General features: G+C 57.1%; 14 protein-coding genes. 6 read left to right on the top strand and 8 right to left on the bottom strand.

What is annotated here, in order from left to right; translation table 11 throughout:
- Window positions 1-231: 231 nt before the first annotated feature.
- A complete protein-coding gene (locus ACODTZ_RS22670) occupies window positions 232-903 on the top strand; it encodes a hypothetical protein (RefSeq protein WP_489028238.1) in 672 nt (223 codons plus the stop codon).
- Between the two features lie 217 nt (window positions 904-1,120).
- Here ACODTZ_RS22670 and ACODTZ_RS22665 read toward each other — a convergent pair whose 3' ends face one another.
- The 7 genes from ACODTZ_RS22665 to ACODTZ_RS22635 all read right to left on the bottom strand — a co-directional run bounded on the left by ACODTZ_RS22665 (window position 1,121) and on the right by ACODTZ_RS22635 (window position 9,280).
- Window positions 1,121-2,155, bottom strand: coding sequence for a hypothetical protein (locus ACODTZ_RS22665; RefSeq protein WP_489028236.1), 1,035 nt, complete (start codon window positions 2,153-2,155; stop codon window positions 1,121-1,123).
- 170 nt (window positions 2,156-2,325) lie between these two features.
- A complete protein-coding gene (locus tag ACODTZ_RS22660) occupies window positions 2,326-3,093 on the bottom strand; it encodes a sulfite exporter TauE/SafE family protein (RefSeq protein ID WP_489028234.1) in 768 nt (255 codons plus the stop codon).
- A gap of 180 nt (window positions 3,094-3,273) precedes the next feature.
- Window positions 3,274-4,299 (bottom strand): ABC transporter permease, encoded by a 1,026-nt coding sequence (locus tag ACODTZ_RS22655; protein ID WP_489028232.1) that lies wholly within the window; start codon window positions 4,297-4,299, stop codon window positions 3,274-3,276.
- 23 nt (window positions 4,300-4,322) lie between these two features.
- Window positions 4,323-5,867 (bottom strand): sugar ABC transporter ATP-binding protein, encoded by a 1,545-nt coding sequence (locus ACODTZ_RS22650; protein ID WP_489028230.1) that lies wholly within the window; start codon window positions 5,865-5,867, stop codon window positions 4,323-4,325.
- A gap of 57 nt (window positions 5,868-5,924) precedes the next feature.
- On the bottom strand, window positions 5,925-6,854 hold the full coding sequence (locus ACODTZ_RS22645; RefSeq protein WP_489028461.1) for a sugar ABC transporter substrate-binding protein: 930 nt from the start codon (window positions 6,852-6,854) through the stop codon (window positions 5,925-5,927).
- A 190-nt stretch (window positions 6,855-7,044) separates the two neighbouring features.
- Entirely contained in the window at window positions 7,045-8,175 is a 1,131-nt protein-coding gene (locus ACODTZ_RS22640; protein WP_489028459.1) for a Gfo/Idh/MocA family protein, read from the bottom strand.
- A gap of 46 nt (window positions 8,176-8,221) precedes the next feature.
- Window positions 8,222-9,280, bottom strand: a complete 1,059-nt coding sequence (locus tag ACODTZ_RS22635; protein WP_489028228.1) for a sugar phosphate isomerase/epimerase family protein — start codon at window positions 9,278-9,280, stop codon at window positions 8,222-8,224.
- Window positions 9,281-9,743: 463 nt separating this feature from the next.
- Here ACODTZ_RS22635 and ACODTZ_RS22630 point away from each other — a divergent pair, with 463 nt between their 5' ends.
- Complete coding sequence (locus ACODTZ_RS22630; RefSeq protein ID WP_489028226.1) at window positions 9,744-10,910, top strand: substrate-binding domain-containing protein; 1,167 nt, start codon at window positions 9,744-9,746, stop codon at window positions 10,908-10,910.
- Between the two features lie 5 nt (window positions 10,911-10,915).
- Here ACODTZ_RS22630 and ACODTZ_RS22625 read toward each other — a convergent pair whose 3' ends face one another.
- Complete coding sequence (locus ACODTZ_RS22625) at window positions 10,916-11,734, bottom strand: SDR family oxidoreductase (RefSeq protein ID WP_489028224.1); 819 nt, start codon at window positions 11,732-11,734, stop codon at window positions 10,916-10,918.
- A gap of 113 nt (window positions 11,735-11,847) precedes the next feature.
- Here ACODTZ_RS22625 and iolG point away from each other — a divergent pair, with 113 nt between their 5' ends.
- From iolG to ACODTZ_RS22605, 4 genes are all read left to right on the top strand, one after another.
- Window positions 11,848-12,897, top strand: a complete 1,050-nt coding sequence (gene iolG, locus ACODTZ_RS22620; RefSeq protein ID WP_489028457.1) for an inositol 2-dehydrogenase — start codon at window positions 11,848-11,850, stop codon at window positions 12,895-12,897.
- A gap of 231 nt (window positions 12,898-13,128) precedes the next feature.
- Window positions 13,129-14,193: a sugar ABC transporter substrate-binding protein gene (locus ACODTZ_RS22615; protein ID WP_489028222.1), complete on the top strand. Its 1,065-nt coding sequence runs from the start codon at window positions 13,129-13,131 to the stop codon at window positions 14,191-14,193.
- A 17-nt stretch (window positions 14,194-14,210) separates the two neighbouring features.
- A complete protein-coding gene (locus ACODTZ_RS22610) occupies window positions 14,211-15,710 on the top strand; it encodes a sugar ABC transporter ATP-binding protein (protein WP_489028220.1) in 1,500 nt (499 codons plus the stop codon).
- Complete coding sequence (locus ACODTZ_RS22605) at window positions 15,707-16,753, top strand: ABC transporter permease (protein ID WP_489028218.1); 1,047 nt, start codon at window positions 15,707-15,709, stop codon at window positions 16,751-16,753. The genes ACODTZ_RS22610 and ACODTZ_RS22605 overlap by 4 nt, the downstream gene beginning before the upstream one ends.
- Window positions 16,754-16,777: the final 24 nt, after the last annotated feature.

Here is a 16,777-nt window from a genome sequence, read left to right as displayed (position 1 = left end):
GTACCACGAGATGCAGTTCATTCCCGGAACGTCTAGCTGTGGTAAATGATCGTCCGTCGGTTGAGCTTAACGAAAGCTCTCGGTTTCAGATACCGCGAAATTGAACGCTTTAATGAAACTGATGTTGTCCACGGTCGCAGTCTAACGGTCGTGCAAACCTCACCCCGTTGGAGGATTTCGGCGCACAATCTGCGTGTTATAGATCGCCGAGACAGGTTTCGGGGAGAACAGATGCGACAACTGATATTTGCCCTTGCGGTAGCGCTTTCGCCGGCGGTCGCCTTCGCGGAGTGCAATTTCGATAAGCCCGTGGGATCATGCCGTGCAACGATATCGATCGACAGCACCTCGGGATCGAAAGGAAGCTATTCCGCCGAAGTGACGGTGAAAACCTCGGCATCTTCCTGCTCGAAGGTCGAGTATTTCCTCGACAGCACCCCGCAGACAACCGTCATCAAGAGCGGCAACACCGAAGACGAGAGCCTGTTTGGGACGCAGCCAATCACCAAGAAATCGTTGCAGGTCAAGAAATGCACGAACTACGCATCGAACGACGCCACGGGGAAGAGACCGGGTGGGGACGGAACCGCCGACAGCGTCGGAGCGCGATATTTCCAAGGAACGTGGACGGGTTCGATTGGCTGGGGCATAGCGCGCGGCCCTGTCACTTTGGATATCTCTGTGAATGGCACCCATGGGAGCGGGTCATCACAGTCCAGCGTCGGAGGTCCGCAACGGATTGATGGGGCAATTTCGGGCAACCGCATGACGTACCAACATGTTGACGAAGAAGAGACCGTGACCGTCGTCCTGACAAAGGTGAACGACAATACCCTCTCGTACGACGCGTGGTCAGCGCAGGGTGGAGCGATCCACGTGACCGGGAAGCTGACCCGCCGGTAGCCGCGCCCATCCGCATGTCCTGGTTTCCAGCCGCTGTCTATGGAGGTGCCGAGATATGCGCCCTTTTGGAACTCTGACAGTTAGGGTTGCGTCGATCTGTGGCAAAACGATGAGCCATCGAGGCTAGCTTCAGGCCGTCCGTGAACCGCCTCCTGCCGCATTTTCAAGCCTGTGGAATTCCGTAGTCGCGTCATTCGCCGAGCGGAGGCGCAGAGACCTACTGCATGAGATTGTACCTGTTCATCTCGATGAACTCGTTGCATTTAGCGCCCCACTGTATCCGAACACTATCGATATCTTCTGCGTCGAAGCGAGGGCGATAAAGCAGCATGATATTCTCGCGGTAGGCCCGGTCAGCAACTTCGTGCAAGCCGTATCCGGTTGCGTAAGATTTAACGGGATTAACTATCCACTCAGTCACGTGGGCATCCAACAAGTCCATGTTTTGTTTGGCGAAGGCGAAGCCGAGAAAAACAACCTGACTCGCGCGGCTGATCGCATAGTGCATTCGCTCGACCAACTTCGGGTCTCGTACCGTTTCAGACCAAGTCTGTATATTCTCGGCCATTTGGGAGAGGTTGTCTGTGTCGCCATACGGAAATAGGCTTAGGGGACCAAGCGAACCGTAGGGGTGAATGATATTCATCTCATCGACGATCTGCCGTGCCATTTCCCGACCGACAGCAGGATAAGCGTGCACGATCGCCGTTTCGAGGTAGTGCTCGAGGCATCGGTCGTAGTTGAAGCAAATGATCGTAATGTTTCTGCCAATCTCATGAACTTCGCTTGCCTTCACGCCGTTGAAAAGCGCCTTGGCAAAAGTGCTGATCCACGATTTATTTGCAGTTTTGAAGCCAGCGGCTGCATTGAATTGCTCGTGGCGGAGGAGGCTACTCTTTTCTGCCGCGGCAATGGCGTAAGCGATCTGCAATTTGCCCAGCTCTGCGATCCGGGCATCGTCAGAATGTCGAAAAATGTACTCGTCGATGCTCTCCGCCATGTCGATCGTCTCCGAGATTTTACGCATTACAGAAAGCTTTTCATTCAGGAGATCGACGTCACCTTGTTGGCTCATATTAATGCCTCTGGCGATCACCTCGTAAATCTGGACGACACCCTCTTTCAAACCACCATGGTCGAAGCGGTAGAGACAGTTTTGAGAGATAGTCTCCATGAGCTGCGAGCCGACGGGCATGTCGAACTCTGCACTGGCTCCAGCACCAACTACGAATACGGTGTCATCACGAAACATGAGGCTCCCCCAGCAATTAGGGGATTAAGGCGAAGAGGATGATTCCCTGCAACCGGAAATATCGAATGCTCGGCATGATATATCGGGTCCACTTGTCCCTCTCGATAATATAGGACCCTGCGATCGAGCAACCGGCAACCGAATGCAAGGCGCGACGTGAGCAATCTTGCTTATCCAGACAAGGCCGCTCCTAAGTAGTCGAGGATGAGCTTGAGGGAAAGGATCAGCAGCGTGATTTCAATGATCCTGAAAAACACACCATCTGGCAACATCTGCGTCAGCCTCTTCCCGACGACCGTCCCGACGATTGCCGCGGGCGCGAGCCAAAGAACCAGCTTGGTATCGAAGTTGGCGAATTGGTGAAGCTCCCAGTACGGAATGATCTTTGCCGCGTTGACGATGGCAAACAAGATCGTCGCCGTGCCCGCGAACTTCATCTTCTCCAGGTTTTGAGGAAGGACGTACATCTGGAAAGGCGGCGCGCCCGAATGCGAAACGAAGCTAGTGAGCCCCGTTAGGATGCCCCAGAACGTCCCTGGCGCGACCCTGGCATCTGCCTCGCCCCGGCTCGCACGGTAGCGACGGCCAAACCATGCGTTCAAACAGAACAACACACCGACAAGCCCCACCAGCATGCCAATGAACAAGCTCGACAAATAAGCGCTGAACCCCCATCCGACCGCCACGCCGACCAGAGATGCAGGGGTGAGTATCAATAGGTTTCGACGCGAATAGCTGTGCCGATAAAGGTACAGACCTACCATGTCGCTGGCGACGAATATCGGCAACAGGAGTGCAGCCGCAGTTACCGGAGAAATGACAGTTGCCAGCAATGGCACTGACAACGTCCCGACCGAGGGTAGCCCTCCTTTCGACAGACCGACGACAAAGGCAGCAATCGCCGCGATTGCGATTATAAATGGGGTGTGTTCGATCATGACTGAACCCGTAAACCCTGTGCGAGGAGAGAAGTAGGAGCGTCGACGGCACTCATTCGATCCCGGCAGAACGTCCGCATCGTGTATCCGTGCAAGGGAGCCAATAAGTCGAACGCCGGCTTAGCCGGCGTTCATTGCGGGCTTGACCGCAGGGTTGATCAAGCCAAAATCGTTCGGCAATCAGACCTTCTTGCGCTTCTGCCTGTACACGTCGGCCACGACAGCCGCCACGATGATCGCGCCTTTGATGATCTCTTGGTAGTATGCATCCACACGAAGGAAGGTGAACCCGGACGACATCACGCCGAGAATGATCGTTCCGATGACGGTACCGGTGATCCGTCCCACGCCACCAGCGAGCGACGTGCCGCCGATGACCGCCGCAGCGATGGCATCGAGTTCGTACATCACGCCCATGCCGGACTGGGCGGTCTGCGCACGAGCGGCTGTTACGATGCCCGCCAACCCAGCCAACGCACCAGCGATCGCATAGACCTTGATGAGGTGCGCTTCGATGTTGATACCGGAAACACGCGCCGCCTGCGGGTTAGCCCCGATCGCATAGGTGAACTTGCCGTAGCGGGTGTAGCGGAGCGCGATGTGAAAGATCAGGGCGACAACGAGGAACACGATAACCGGCCATGCACCGCTACCGATGAAGTTGAACTGGTCAGTCAGTCCGGAGACGGGTTGACCTTTCGTGTACCACTTCGAGATGCCTCTGGCGGAGACCATCATCCCGAGCGTCGCAATGAACGGAGGGATTTTCGTGTAGGCGATCAGCCAGCCGTTGACCAAGCCAGCGGCCACGCCGATCACTATACCCGTTGCAATCGGAATGATGGCCGGCAGATCGGTCAAATCCGGGTAAATCGCCCTGGTCCACGTTGAGGACTGAGCAAAACCCGCCGCGACCATCGCGGTCATGCCGACGACCGATCCAGAGGAAAGATCGATGCCACCGGTGATGATGACCTGCGTGACGCCGACGGCAATGATACCGATCACGGAAACTTGGAGAACCATGATCGTCAGGCGCTGCGAGTTCATCAAGAAGCTCTGGTGGACGAAAATCCATCCCAGGATTTCATAGACGAGTGCGATACCGACAAGCACCAGGAAAATGCTCAGTTCCGTCGGAAGCCTGCGCTTACGCCTTGGAGAGTGATCTTGGGTTGCCGTTTCGGCTAGGGCTTTGCTTTCCATTTTAAATCTCCTCCGATCCGGCTTCAGCGGGATGCGAGTTCCATGACCTTGACTTGTGTGGCCTCGCTACGATCCAAGAAGCCAGTTACTTTGCCCTCGTGCATGACCATGACGCGGTCGCTCATGCCGAGAACCTCGGGCATCTCCGATGAAATCATCAGTACGGCGACGCCCGCCTTCGCGAATTCGGTGACGATCCGGTGGATTTCGGCCTTTGCGCCGACGTCGATCCCACGCGTCGGTTCATCAAGGATGAGAATCCGCGGATTGGTGAGCAGCCATCTCCCGATGAGGACCTTCTGCTGATTGCCACCGGACAGGTTTTCAATGCGCTCGTAGAGGCCTGGCGTCTTCACCCGAAGGCGCTTTGCCATCGCCTCACAAGCATCCTCCACGGCGCTCTCCTGCACAAACCCGCCTTTGACGAACCTGTCGTGCAGTACGGCAACCTGCATGTTCTGCAGGATATCCAGGATCAGAAGACACCCAGTGTCCTTCCGATCTTCGGTCAGGAACGCCATGTGGTTTTGAATAGCGATTGCCGGCGACTTGATGTCCACCCGCTTGCCGTAAAGGTCGATCGTGCCGGAACTCGCAGGGGTGACGCCGAAGATCGTCTCGGCGACATTCGAACGTCCCGATCCAACGAGACCCGCGACTCCCAGGATTTCACCCGCCCGCACGTCGAAAGAAACGTTCTCGAAGACGCCGTTCAAAGTCAAGTTCTTGACTGAAAGGGCGACGTCGCCGATCGCGACCTCCTCCTTGGGGAACATCTGGGTGATCTCGCGCCCGACCATCATCTTGATGATGTCGTCGCGGGTGACGTCGGACGCCGCGTGGGTGCCGATGTAGCGGCCATCGCGGAAAACAGAGAACTCGTCGGCGATTTCGAACAGTTCGTTCATCTTGTGTGTGATGTAGACGATCCCGATCCCATGCGAACGCAGGTCACGGATGATCTGAAAGAGATGCCCAACCTCGGTTTCCGTCAGCGCGGAAGTCGGCTCGTCCATGATGAGAACGTCGGATTCATACGAAACCGCCTTGGCGATCTCGACCATCTGCCTGCTCGCCACGGATAGATGCCGCACCTCGATCTCCGGGTCGATGTCGATTCTCAGGCGCTTAAAGAGCTCCTCGGTCATTCGACGCATCTCACCGTGGTTCACGAAGCCGAGCCGGTTGAGCGGCTCGCGACGAATCCAGATATTCTCCGCAACCGTCATGAACGGCATCAGGTTCAGTTCCTGATGGATCATTGCGATCCCGTTCTCGAGCGCATCAAGCGGAGACTGCAGTCTGATGGGCACGCCACGCAACGTGACGTCGCCCTGGTCAGGCGTATAGATGCCGGCCAGTATCTTCATCAAGGTACTCTTGCCGGCTCCATTTTCGCCCATAAGGGCATGGACGGTGCCCCGCTTGAGGCGGAACGAGACATCGTCGAGAGCCAATACCCCAGGAAACTCCTTCCTGATGCCTTCCACCGCAAGAAGGTATTCGGAGTTGGGGACGGCACCACTGCGGCGAACCGCGGCCATCGTAGATGGACTGATCGAAGTCATAACTCGCCTCCCATTTAGACAATTGGGGCGCGGTTTGGCACCGCGCCCCAGGTGCCGTTAGTTCTTCGCCGTGTACTGAGCGAGGTTGTCCTTGGTGACGAGTTCGAACGGGATGTAGGTCTTCTTTTCGACCTTTTCGCCGCGCGCCAGCTTGAGGACTGTGTCGATAGCGCCTACGCCCTGACCCTTCGCGTTCTGGAACACGGTGACGTCGAGATCGCCGGCCTGCATTGCCGCGAGGGCATCCGCAGTCGCATCAACGCCGCCCACGACGACCTTGTCCATCGGCTTGCCAGCTGCCTTGAGAGCCTGGATCGCGCCGAGGGCCATTTCGTCGTTGTTGGCAATTACGGCGTCGAACTCGCGTCCAGCGGAGAGCCAGTTGGTAACGAGGTCGAGCGCAGGCGTCCGCATCCAGTTCGCGGTCTGCTCTTCGATCACTTCGATACCCTTGCATTCAGTCGACGCGAGAACATCGTGGGTTGCCTTGGTGCGGCCGCGCTGGCCCGTCGTACCGAGCTGGCCCTGGATGATCACAGCTTTGCCCTTGCCGCCGAGCATCTTGCAGACGGTCTGGGTTTCGAGAGTGCCTGCCTGCTCTTCGTTGGAGCCGACGAAAGCCTGCTTGTCCGGAAGGCTGTCGACGTTTGAAGGGGCGTTGTTGACGAAGACGATCGGAATGCCAGCCTCTGCCGCACGCTTGGAAATGGCAACGCCTGCATCCGCGTCAACGAGCATGATGACGATCCCATCGACACCTGCCGCGATGAAGTTGTCGACTTGGCTCTGCTGCTTCGCGATATCGCCCTGGCCGTCTTCAGTGTTCACCGTGACGTCCTTGAGGCCCTTTGCATGGTCTTCCATCGAATGACGGAGGCCAGTCAGCCAGTTGTCGTCGAAGAGCGACATGGCGACGCCGATCGTCTCGGCATGGGCTGCGGCCGACGTCATGGCAACGAATGCGGCGCTGAGCATCAACTTCTTCAGTTTCATTTTCTTCTCCTCCACAGTGACGCGGGGCCCCTCGGCGACCGCTTGAAAACCGGCAACAGTTATCCAATCCGGCAGATGGTAATTCCGCTGGTTCCACCGCCCGGCTGCGGTGTGTTTTGTTATGGATGCCTTAGCCCGTCGCCGAACCCGCTCCCGTCAAGTTCGGCTTCCAGGTCATTTCATGTCAGGCGAACTTCGGCTTGAGCCAGCCGCCGCCCTGTTCATGGCTATCGACGACGGCGTCGACGAACGCCACGCCTTTCAAACCGTCATACGATGTCGGGACATTTGCGCCCGTCGCATTGGGTTCGCGACCGTCGGCTTTCGCCCGGATCGATTCCGCGAAACCCTGGTAGAGATTGGAGAAAGCCTCGATATAGCCTTCCGGGTGTCCTGGCGGTGTGCGCGTGCGCGCCCGTGTCTCCAGGCTCAGGTCGTCACGGCCCCGCTTGATAACCTTTGGAACGCCGAACAATTCCGTGAAGACGAGTTCGTTCGGTGACTCCTGATGCCAGACGAGGCTGCCTTTCTCGCCGAACACACGAAGGCGAAGACCGTTCGATTGTCCGATCGCGACCTGCGACGACCAAAGCAGGCCCCGCGCGCCGCCCTCGTAGCGGATCATGACGTGAGCGTTGTCGTCCAATGCTCGGCCTTCTACGAAGGTAGCGAGATCGGCCGCAATCGCTTCGGCTTTCAAGCCCGTCACGAACCCGGCCAGATGATACGCATGCGTGCCGATGTCACCGATCGAACCGCCGCGACCGTTCTTCTTGGGATCGGTGCGCCATGCCGCCTGCTGGTTGCCCTGCAGTTCGATCCCGGTCGCCATCCATTCGAGCGGATATTCCACCTGGACCACCCTGATCTTGCCGAGGTCGCCGCGAGAAACCATCGCCCGCGCCTCGTGGATCATCGGGTACCCGCTGTAGGTATAGGTGATACCGACGAAACGCCCGGTCTCTTTGGCCAGGTCGTGCAATGCAATCGCGTCTTCGATCGTGGTCGTCATCGGCTTTTCGCAGATGACCTCGATTCCGGCTTCGATGAATGCCTTCGCGATCGGAAAGTGTGTGTGGTTCGGCGTGCAGATTGCAACGGCGTCGATACGATCAGGTCGGTTGCGCTCGCCCTCCACCATGGACTGGAAGCAATCGTAAGAACGGTCAGCCTCGATGAAGTTGTCCGCTGCAAACGCATGGCCGCGCGCGGCGTCTACGTCGAAGGCACCGGCGACCAGCTCGAATTGATTGTCGAGCCGAGCGGCGTAGCGATGGATGCCCCCGATGTACGCACCGAGACCGCCACCGACCATTCCAAGCCGCAATCTACGTTTAGAAAGAGACGAGCTGCTCACCGAATTACCCTTCAATTCCCAGAATTTCGTTGTTTACCGCACGGTCAGCGCCCGACTTGACGAAGTCGTCGAAGGCGCGTTCCGAGACGCGAATGATGTGGTCGCTGATGAACCGAGCGCCTTCGGCAGCGCCGTCTTCCGAGTTCTTGAGGCAGCACTCCCATTCGAGGACCGCCCAGCCATCGAAATCGTAGCCGGAGAGCTTCGAGAAGATCGCGCCGAAGTCGACCTGACCATCGCCCGGCGAGCGGAAACGGCCAGCTCTGCTGATCCAGGGCTGATATCCGCCGTACGCACCGGTCTTGCCCGTCGGGCGGAACTCTGCGTCCTTGACGTGGAACGTCTTGATCCGCTGGTGGTAGTGGTCGATGTATGTGAGGTAATCGATCGACTGAAGCACGAGGTGGCTCGGGTCGTACATGATGTTGCAGCGTGGGTGGTTGTCGACCCGCTCCAGGAACATCTCGAACGTCAAGCCGTCGTGCAAGTCCTCCGTCGGATGGATTTCATAGCAGACGTCGACGCCCTCGCGGTCGAACGCATCGAGAATCGGCCGCCAGCGGCGAGCGAGCTCGTCGAAGCCGTCGGAAATCAGGCCATCCGGCCACTGCGGATAGGGATAGAAGTATGGCCACAGGAGCGTGCCACTGAATGTGGTGTGGCGATCGATACCGAACCGCCTCGATGCCTTGGCAGCGCAAAGAAGCTGGTTTACGGCCCATTCCTGGCGAGCCTTCGCGTTACGGTGGACCTTTTTCGGCGCGAATGAATCTGCCGGCAGGTTGAACGACGGATGTAGCGCGACGAGCTGGCCCTGGAGATGGCTCGCGAGATCGGTGACCTCGAGGCCATGTTCGGCCAAGGTTCCCTTGAATTCATCCACGTAATCTTGGCTCTCGGCGGCAAGCTCGAGATCAATGACCCGGGTGTCCCAAGTCGGAATCTGAACGCCCTTGAAGCCCTTGTCGGCGGCCCATCCTGCCAGACCCTTGAGGTTGTTGAACGGAGCTTCGTCTCCTGCAAATTGAGCGAGGAAAACTGCGGGACCCTTGATAGTGCGCATGTCGTTCACCTTGATTTTAAGAGCGTGCACGCGACGAGGACCGTCCAATGCGCGCTAGCCTTCCGTGGATTTCCGGGACCAAGCGCCATCGAACAGACTGCAGCCGTCGCGCAAGCTTCTCGCTCCTCCTTGCGAACCCCGGCCACTCCATATTCCGGGTCCGCAATAAAAAATGTAACAGGAAGAGATAAGCAATAACTATTGCATGTCAAGAAGAATCGACGGTGGCTCTGAGGTGGTATTCATCAAGCTCATCTCTAGCGCCACGGGCGCGAGACGTATCGGGTGAGGTCGCTCGATCACAGCTGGTTAGAATATTTATTGTATTTCTCCGATCGAAGCAACGTTCGATGCGGCCAGAGTAAAGCCTCGCCTCTGCGACGAGTGAGGCCGCGAAACTGGAGTTACGCAATGATCATTGCGTAAATGCAATTGTGAGCTATGGTGAGTTTGAGGAGTTGTCATGGACATAAAACTATCTAAGCCGCGCGATACGCAGGAGCTGCTCGAGACACTCGCCGCGGCGCAGCCCGACCTTGGGAGAGGCGGACGACGCTTGGCAGCCTTTTTCATTGAGAATCTCGATGCAATTGCAATGCTCTCGAGTTCCGAGGTTGCCAGAAGGTGTAGCGTCAACGCTTCAAGCGTTGTGCGTTTAGTTCAAAGCTTAGGTTTCACTGGATATCGAGAGTTCCAGAGCGTGCTCCAACAGCACGTTTCGAATACGTTCAGAGAAAAGGGACGTTCAATGGCGAGGCTACCGTCCTCGTTAGCCCCCCCTTTCAAACAAACTCGAATCAAACTTCTCGCCGATTCCGGGCGTTCGTTCATTGACGCTGCTGCAAACGCCGCCAGCCAATACTCCAATCATAACCCGACTGTTGATATCGAGGCAGACGTATATGTTTCATTCACGGTAGACCCAATCGAATTTGCCAGCCGGATCGAACTAGCCGCCTCCACTGCTGACGGAGTAATCCTTGTTGCACGAGAGCATCCGGCAATTAACGACGCAGTTAGGTCCGTTATGGCCAAAGGAACACCGGTGATCTGCCTCACCACCGATTTGCCGACCTCAGGAAGGACCGCGTACGTTGGATCGGATCAATATGTCTCCGGCGCTACGGCCGGTTGGCTATGCGGCCGAATGCTTCCGGCTGTAGAAACCGGACAAGTTCTTTTCGTATACAGTGTACCCTTCCGTTGCCATCAAGATCGCGAACAGGGCTTCAGGAACGTCCTAAGATCAGAGTTTCCACACCTTTCCATCGACGAAAAGGTGAGTTCCAATGAGAGCGCAGACGTCGTCCACGAGGCGGTCATGCGCTACATAGAAAGGAACGGGGCTCCTGCTGCAATCTATAATGTATCAGGGGCCAACCTTGGCGTGGGCAGAGCGCTTGAAGAAGCCAATATCAGCCACTCGACTATCTTTATCGGACACGAATTGAATAACAATTCCCGTTCCCTGCTTGAACGGGGCATAATGGATATTACGATCGGCCATGATTTCGAGCGCGAGATCGCGCTCGCTGTTGAGTGCATAAGGATGGCACAGCAAGGCGTTCAACCAGTCAACCGGATCACGCAGAGCCAGGTCTTCACGCGCTACAACTGCGCCATCTTCTGATGACTTTAGAGCTCGAGCTTCGACATGGGCGTCGGCGGCGAAAACTGGTACGCACCCCAAACTGACTGATCGAAGTTAATCACGGAACCAGTCATGAGTCCGGAATCCTCCGATGCCAAGAATGTAACCGCCTTAGCAACCTCCTGAGGGGCCAGCAAACGACCGAACGGTTGTTCAGCTGCAGCCTTCTCCAACCAATTTTCATCGGCTCCGTGATATTCACGCTGGATTCTGTCTTCGCCATCAGATGCCATCCAGCCGATGTTGAGCTGGTTCACGCGAATTTTGTTTCGCATGGCGGCAAACGCGGTGTTACGTGTGAAGGTGGCGAGCGCAGCCTTGGAGGCGCAATAAGGCGATATGAAAGGTTGCCCGGCGAGAGCAGAGGTCGACCCGATATTGACGATCGCACCTTCGATGTTGTCCCGAACCATACGCCGGATCGCCTCCTGCATCAGAAAGAACGGTGCGCGGGCGTTCACCGCGAACATCCTATCGAAGAGCTGCTCGTCGGTGGTGAGGATGTCGCCCCTATCCGTTAGCCCAGCGGCATTCACCAGGATGTCAACTCGACCAAATGCCTCGTCAGCAGCATCGAAAACTGCTCTGCAGTCGGCGACACTTTCCAAATCTGCTTGAACGAAACGGACGCCGCACCCCGTTTTTGCCTTGACAGCTTTGGCAACGGCGTCCCCTTTTTCACGATTTCGTCCGCACGTCACGACACCTGCAGCCCCAGCTTCCGCCAGTTGCATTGCTATGGCAGCGCCCAATCCCTGTGTACCGCCGGTTACGACAGCTATCTTCCCATCAACTCTGTTCATCCAAAGCCTCCTCTCCGTGTATGCAATAAACGTTGCATATTGCTTGGTATCGGAATTTGTATTGACAAGCATGCGTCATTGCAACATGTTTTGCGCCGAGGATGCATAAATTGATGCAGACATTGCGTCATAATTTTATTGGGAGGATTACCATGTTGCGTATTGCTGTTCTCGGTTGCGGTCGCATAGGACAAATGCATGCTGCCAATGTCGCTCGGCACCCGCGTGCGGAGTTGGTGGCTGTCTATGACGTGCATCGCCCGGCAGCTGAAAAGGTCGCTGAGGCACAAGGCGTCAAAGCCGCCGCGAGTGCCGAGGAAATTTTCTCATCTGACAAGGTGGACGCGGTTCTGATCGCCACGGCGACACCAACGCACGCCGATTACATCGAGATGGCGATTGCTTCCGGAAAGGCGGTCCTCTGTGAAAAACCAATCGATCTGAGCCTCGCTCGCGTCAATGCGTGCGCAAAGAAGATCGGTGACACAACGATCCCGATCCAGCTCGGCTTCAATCGTCGTTATGATCCTGGCCACAGCGCGGCCCGTGCAGCAATGTTGGCCGGCGAGATCGGTGATCTCCATCAAGTCATTATCACCTCACGCGATCCGGCAATCCCACCGCGCGCCTATCTCGAAGCAGCCGGCGGCTTGTTTCGTGACATGACCATCCACGACTTCGATCTCGCACGCTTCATGCTGGGCGAGGAGCCGACAGAGGTATTTGCAGTTGCGAACGCCCTGATTGACCCGGCCCTCGGTGCCGAGCTCAAGGAAGTCGACACCGCGATGATCATCCTACGCACCGCGTCGGGGAAACAATGCCATATCAACAACTCCCGGACGGCCGTTTACGGATATGATCAAAGAGTGGAGTTGATGGGAAGCACAGGGATGCTCATCTCGGACAACCGCAAACCCCACGAGCTGCGGCGGTTTACCAACTCTGCGGTCGAGGCAAGCCAACCGTATCAGTTCTTCTTCCTGGAGCGTTACCTGGAGGCTTTTATGGCCGAAATCGATGGCTTTGTAGACTGCGTCGAGAAAGGCGCAGTTCCTCTCGCCAGCTTCGACGACGGACGCAAAGCGCTGGTGTTGGCAGAGGCAGCCTACCTCTCTCTGAAGGAAGGCCGCCTGGTCAAGGTTTCTGAAATCAAGGCCTAGCATTCACGACGTTTGAGCCCGCTGAGAGGACGGCGGGCTCTGGGGAGGAGCCCCAGATAAATGATGCGGTGTCGGTAAGACGGTCACCGCCGTGAAATTTGCGACTGACGACTTCGCAAATGATCTTCGTCTCATTTCGCAAGATCGGACCCTTCTGTTGGACGACAGAGGGACAGAGGAGGTGCGTCCTGCCTCAGGCAGGACGTCGAACTTAACCAAGTGGAGGATGACATGAATTTCACGACACGTATTCTGACCCGTGGCAAGGCGACCAGTGCTATAGTTGCTGGCGCGATGCTGGTGGCTTTGACAGCTGGTAGCGGTATGGCAGCAGACAGCAAGCCGGACATCCGCATCGGCTATACGCCGAAGTTTCTCAAAGACGATTTCATGACGCTCCTGCTCGCTTCCTCGAAGAAGGAATATGCGGCCAGAGGCTTCACGTTGGTCGGCGCTCCCGACCCGAACGGCGACATCGCCGCACAGGTTGACGCGCTGCAGAACCTAATGGCCAACGGCGCAAACGTTATTGTATTTGCTCCGCTCGACTCCGCAGGCATAGTTCCGGCGGTCAAGAAGGCGAATGACTCCAACGTCCTCGTGTTCTCGATCGATGATGCTCCCGCTGGCGGAAAAGTGACAGCGACCGTTCGCGCCGATAACGTCAATGCCGGCGCTCAGGGTGCCAAGGAAATGGTTAAGCGCCTCGAAGGGAAGGCGTGCTGGAAGGACGACAGCTGCACCGTCCTTGAACTTCAGGGTGCCCTCACCTCCCCGAACGGCCTGGACCGCTCGAGCGGCTTCGCGAACACGATGAAAGAACTCGCTCCCAAGGTGAAAGTAATCCAACGTCCAACGGAATGGACGGCGGACATGGCTGCCGACGCGGCACAGAACGTGCTGACCCAAACCCCTACCCTCAATGGGATTTTTGAGGCTTCGGAGCTGATGGCGACTGCGGTCAATGCTCAGCTGAGCGCGGCCGGCAAAGGCGCTCCAGTTGGTGATCCGGAATCCGTCATCCGCATCGCGATCGACGGCACACCGCAAGGCCTGCAGCTGATCCGCGACAAGGCGTTGGATGCCACCGTCTCGCAGCCCCTTAGCGCATACGCGAGCAAAACGGCCGAACTTATCGACCTCGTCTCCAAGGGCGGCAAGATCGAAGTCGGACCGACATCCGACGGCCAAGTCATCGACACCCCGGTTGGGCCGCAGTACCAGCTGAACGCCACCCTCGTAACTGCCGAAAACGTCGACTCGCCCGATCTCTGGGCAAACAAGGTCGGCAAGTAAATCGAAAGGAACGCGTTGTGGCTCCAGAGATCATGGAAAATCAGCGACCCATCGTGGAGATGCGAAACATCTCCAAGACCTTTGGTTCCACGCGCGCGCTGAACGGTGTGGACTTCACCCTTATGCCAGGTGAGGTCCACGCCCTCCTCGGTCGAAACGGCGCTGGAAAGAGTACGCTCGTCTCGACCATGAGCGGATACACCCCGGCCGACACAGGGTCGATCCGGATTTCCAACACGGAAGTCGAAGCAAATGGCAAGTCCTACGCGGCGGCCATTCGCAACGACATCGCGCATGTTCAGCAGACGCCGCAGTTGTTCAACCTCCTGACCGTATCCGAGAATCTGTTTCTCGAAAATCCCGCCGTTCAAAACAGCTATGGAGTTGTTAGCCGCGGACGCATGCTGGAAAAAACGAACGATCTCCTCGGCAAATGGAATATGGATATTCGCCCCACGGCGCTCGCCGGAGAGCTCGGCGCTGGTACGCGGCAGCTGCTCGAAATTATGAAGGCCCTTAGCCGAGGCGTTCCGGTCATGATTCTCGACGAACCTACGGCCGCGCTGAGCCATGCAGAGAAGATGATCCTGTTCGATCAGGTCAGAACGCTGAAGGCGGCAGGGGTCTCTTTCATCTACATTTCTCACCATCTGGACGAAATATTCGAGGTCGCCGACACCGTCACCATCTTGCGTGACGGTAAGGTTGTGAAGTCACGCGAGCCCGTTGGTGGTCTCGATGTCGAGATTATCGCCGACCTTATGATGGGCGAAAAGACTGTCCGGAGCGAGCGAGAAGACCACACTGACTATCAAGCCCCGGCACTGCTTCAAGCCAAGGGCATTCGCATCGACGAATTCTCGGAGCACGACATCAATTTCCAGGTTCGTCCAGGCGAGATTGTCGCGTTGGCGGGCCCCGTAGGTGGTGGGAAGGAATCACTCGCGATGATCCTTGCCGGGCAACAGAACCCGGCTAAGGGAGAAATCATCAGCCCCCGGGGCGCACTGCCGACTATCGGACTGGTCCCCACCGATCGACATGCGAGCGGATATGTAGGGATGCTCGGAGTTCGTGAGAATGTCAGCATCGGCGGACTGGATGTTTTGTCGGATCGATTTGGTTTCATCAGCAAGAAGAAGGAAGCGGACCATGTCGGTCGGCTTGCCCGACAGACGAACGTCATCGCTTCTTCGCTCGAACAAGCCGTTGGCCAGCTTAGCGGAGGAAATCAACAGAAGGTGGTTTTCGCGCGCGCGCTTTGCCGCGGCCCTGAAGTCGTTGTCGCGCTGAGCCCAACCCGGGGCGTCGACGTGGGTGCCAAGGAACAACTTTATGGATTGCTTCGACGTCTCGCCAGTGAAGGCTTAGGTGTCGTCGTAGTCTCCGACGAAGAAGACGAAATCGTACAGCTTGCGAACCGCGTCGTGATCGTTGTCGAAGGCCGGCTCGCAGACGAGCTTGTCGGCGAATACACCATGAAAGACCTAATCTTGCGAATGGAGGGCGTGATATGAGCGTCGAAATGACCAGCATTTCAAAACCTGAAAAGCGGAACCCCGGCCAGTCGCGTATGTCGGCCTTCGGAAGTGCCTTCGTGGCCGAGGGGTTCACGATGTACCCAGTTCTTCTGATCTTGGTTATCGTTGGCGCGATCATCGCACCACGTTTCGCTACGACAACCAACCTCATCAATATTCTTGATCAGGTCAGTGTTCTCGGACTCACGACCATCGGACTGACCTTCGTCGTCCTGATCGGACGTCTTGATCTATCGCTCGAAGGCATCGTCGGGTTCGCGCCGATGTTTGCTGCCTGTTCGATTGTGTCTGCGTCAGCCGGTGGCTTCGGCATCGAACTGCCGGCTTGGACCGGCCTGATCGTTGCAATGGGCACTGCCGCTCTCATCGGCTACTTCAACGGCTTCATGGTCGTTAGAGTGGGATTGAACCCCTTCATCTCAACCCTCGGGCTTCTTGTTCTTCTTCGAGGCGGCATCCTCATCGTCTCTAGTGGCCGTTCGATCTATTCTCCAGGCAAGGCCCTGACTTATCTCGGCTCCTCTAACATCCTGGGCATCCCGGTCTCGGTATTCGTGTTCCTGATTGTTGCGGTCGTTGTCGGACTCGTCTTCCACTATCACCGTTACGGCCGAGCTCTTTATGCCGTCGGAGGCAACGAAGATGCAGCTCGCGCTGCTGGCATCAACGTTGACAAGGTGATCTGGTCCGCGTTCGTTTTCGCGGCTTTGCTCGCTGGACTGGCAGGCGTACTGATGACCGGTCGCCTCGACTCCGCAGTGACAACACAAGGACAGGGGATCATCTTCTCGGCATTTGCCGCAGCCGTTATCGGCGGCGTGAGCCTCGGTGGCGGTCGTGGAACGATCATCGGCGTCGTAAGCGGAGTCTTGCTTATCGGCGTGATCAACAACCTCCTCACCCTGGCGCAGGTCCCAAGTTTCTATGTGCAGGCCTCTACTGGAGCAGTGATCATCGTTGCAGCCATCCTCACGACCGTAGCAAGCAGGCGCTCAAGCGGCGTGCGGACCAGAACCTGACCGAAGGCAGCTGACGGCCTTCCT

This window comes from Rhizobium sp. FG113 (assembly GCF_057809895.1).
Note: the sequence above shows the minus strand (reverse complement) of the source record. Positions and strands in the feature narration are given on the sequence as shown.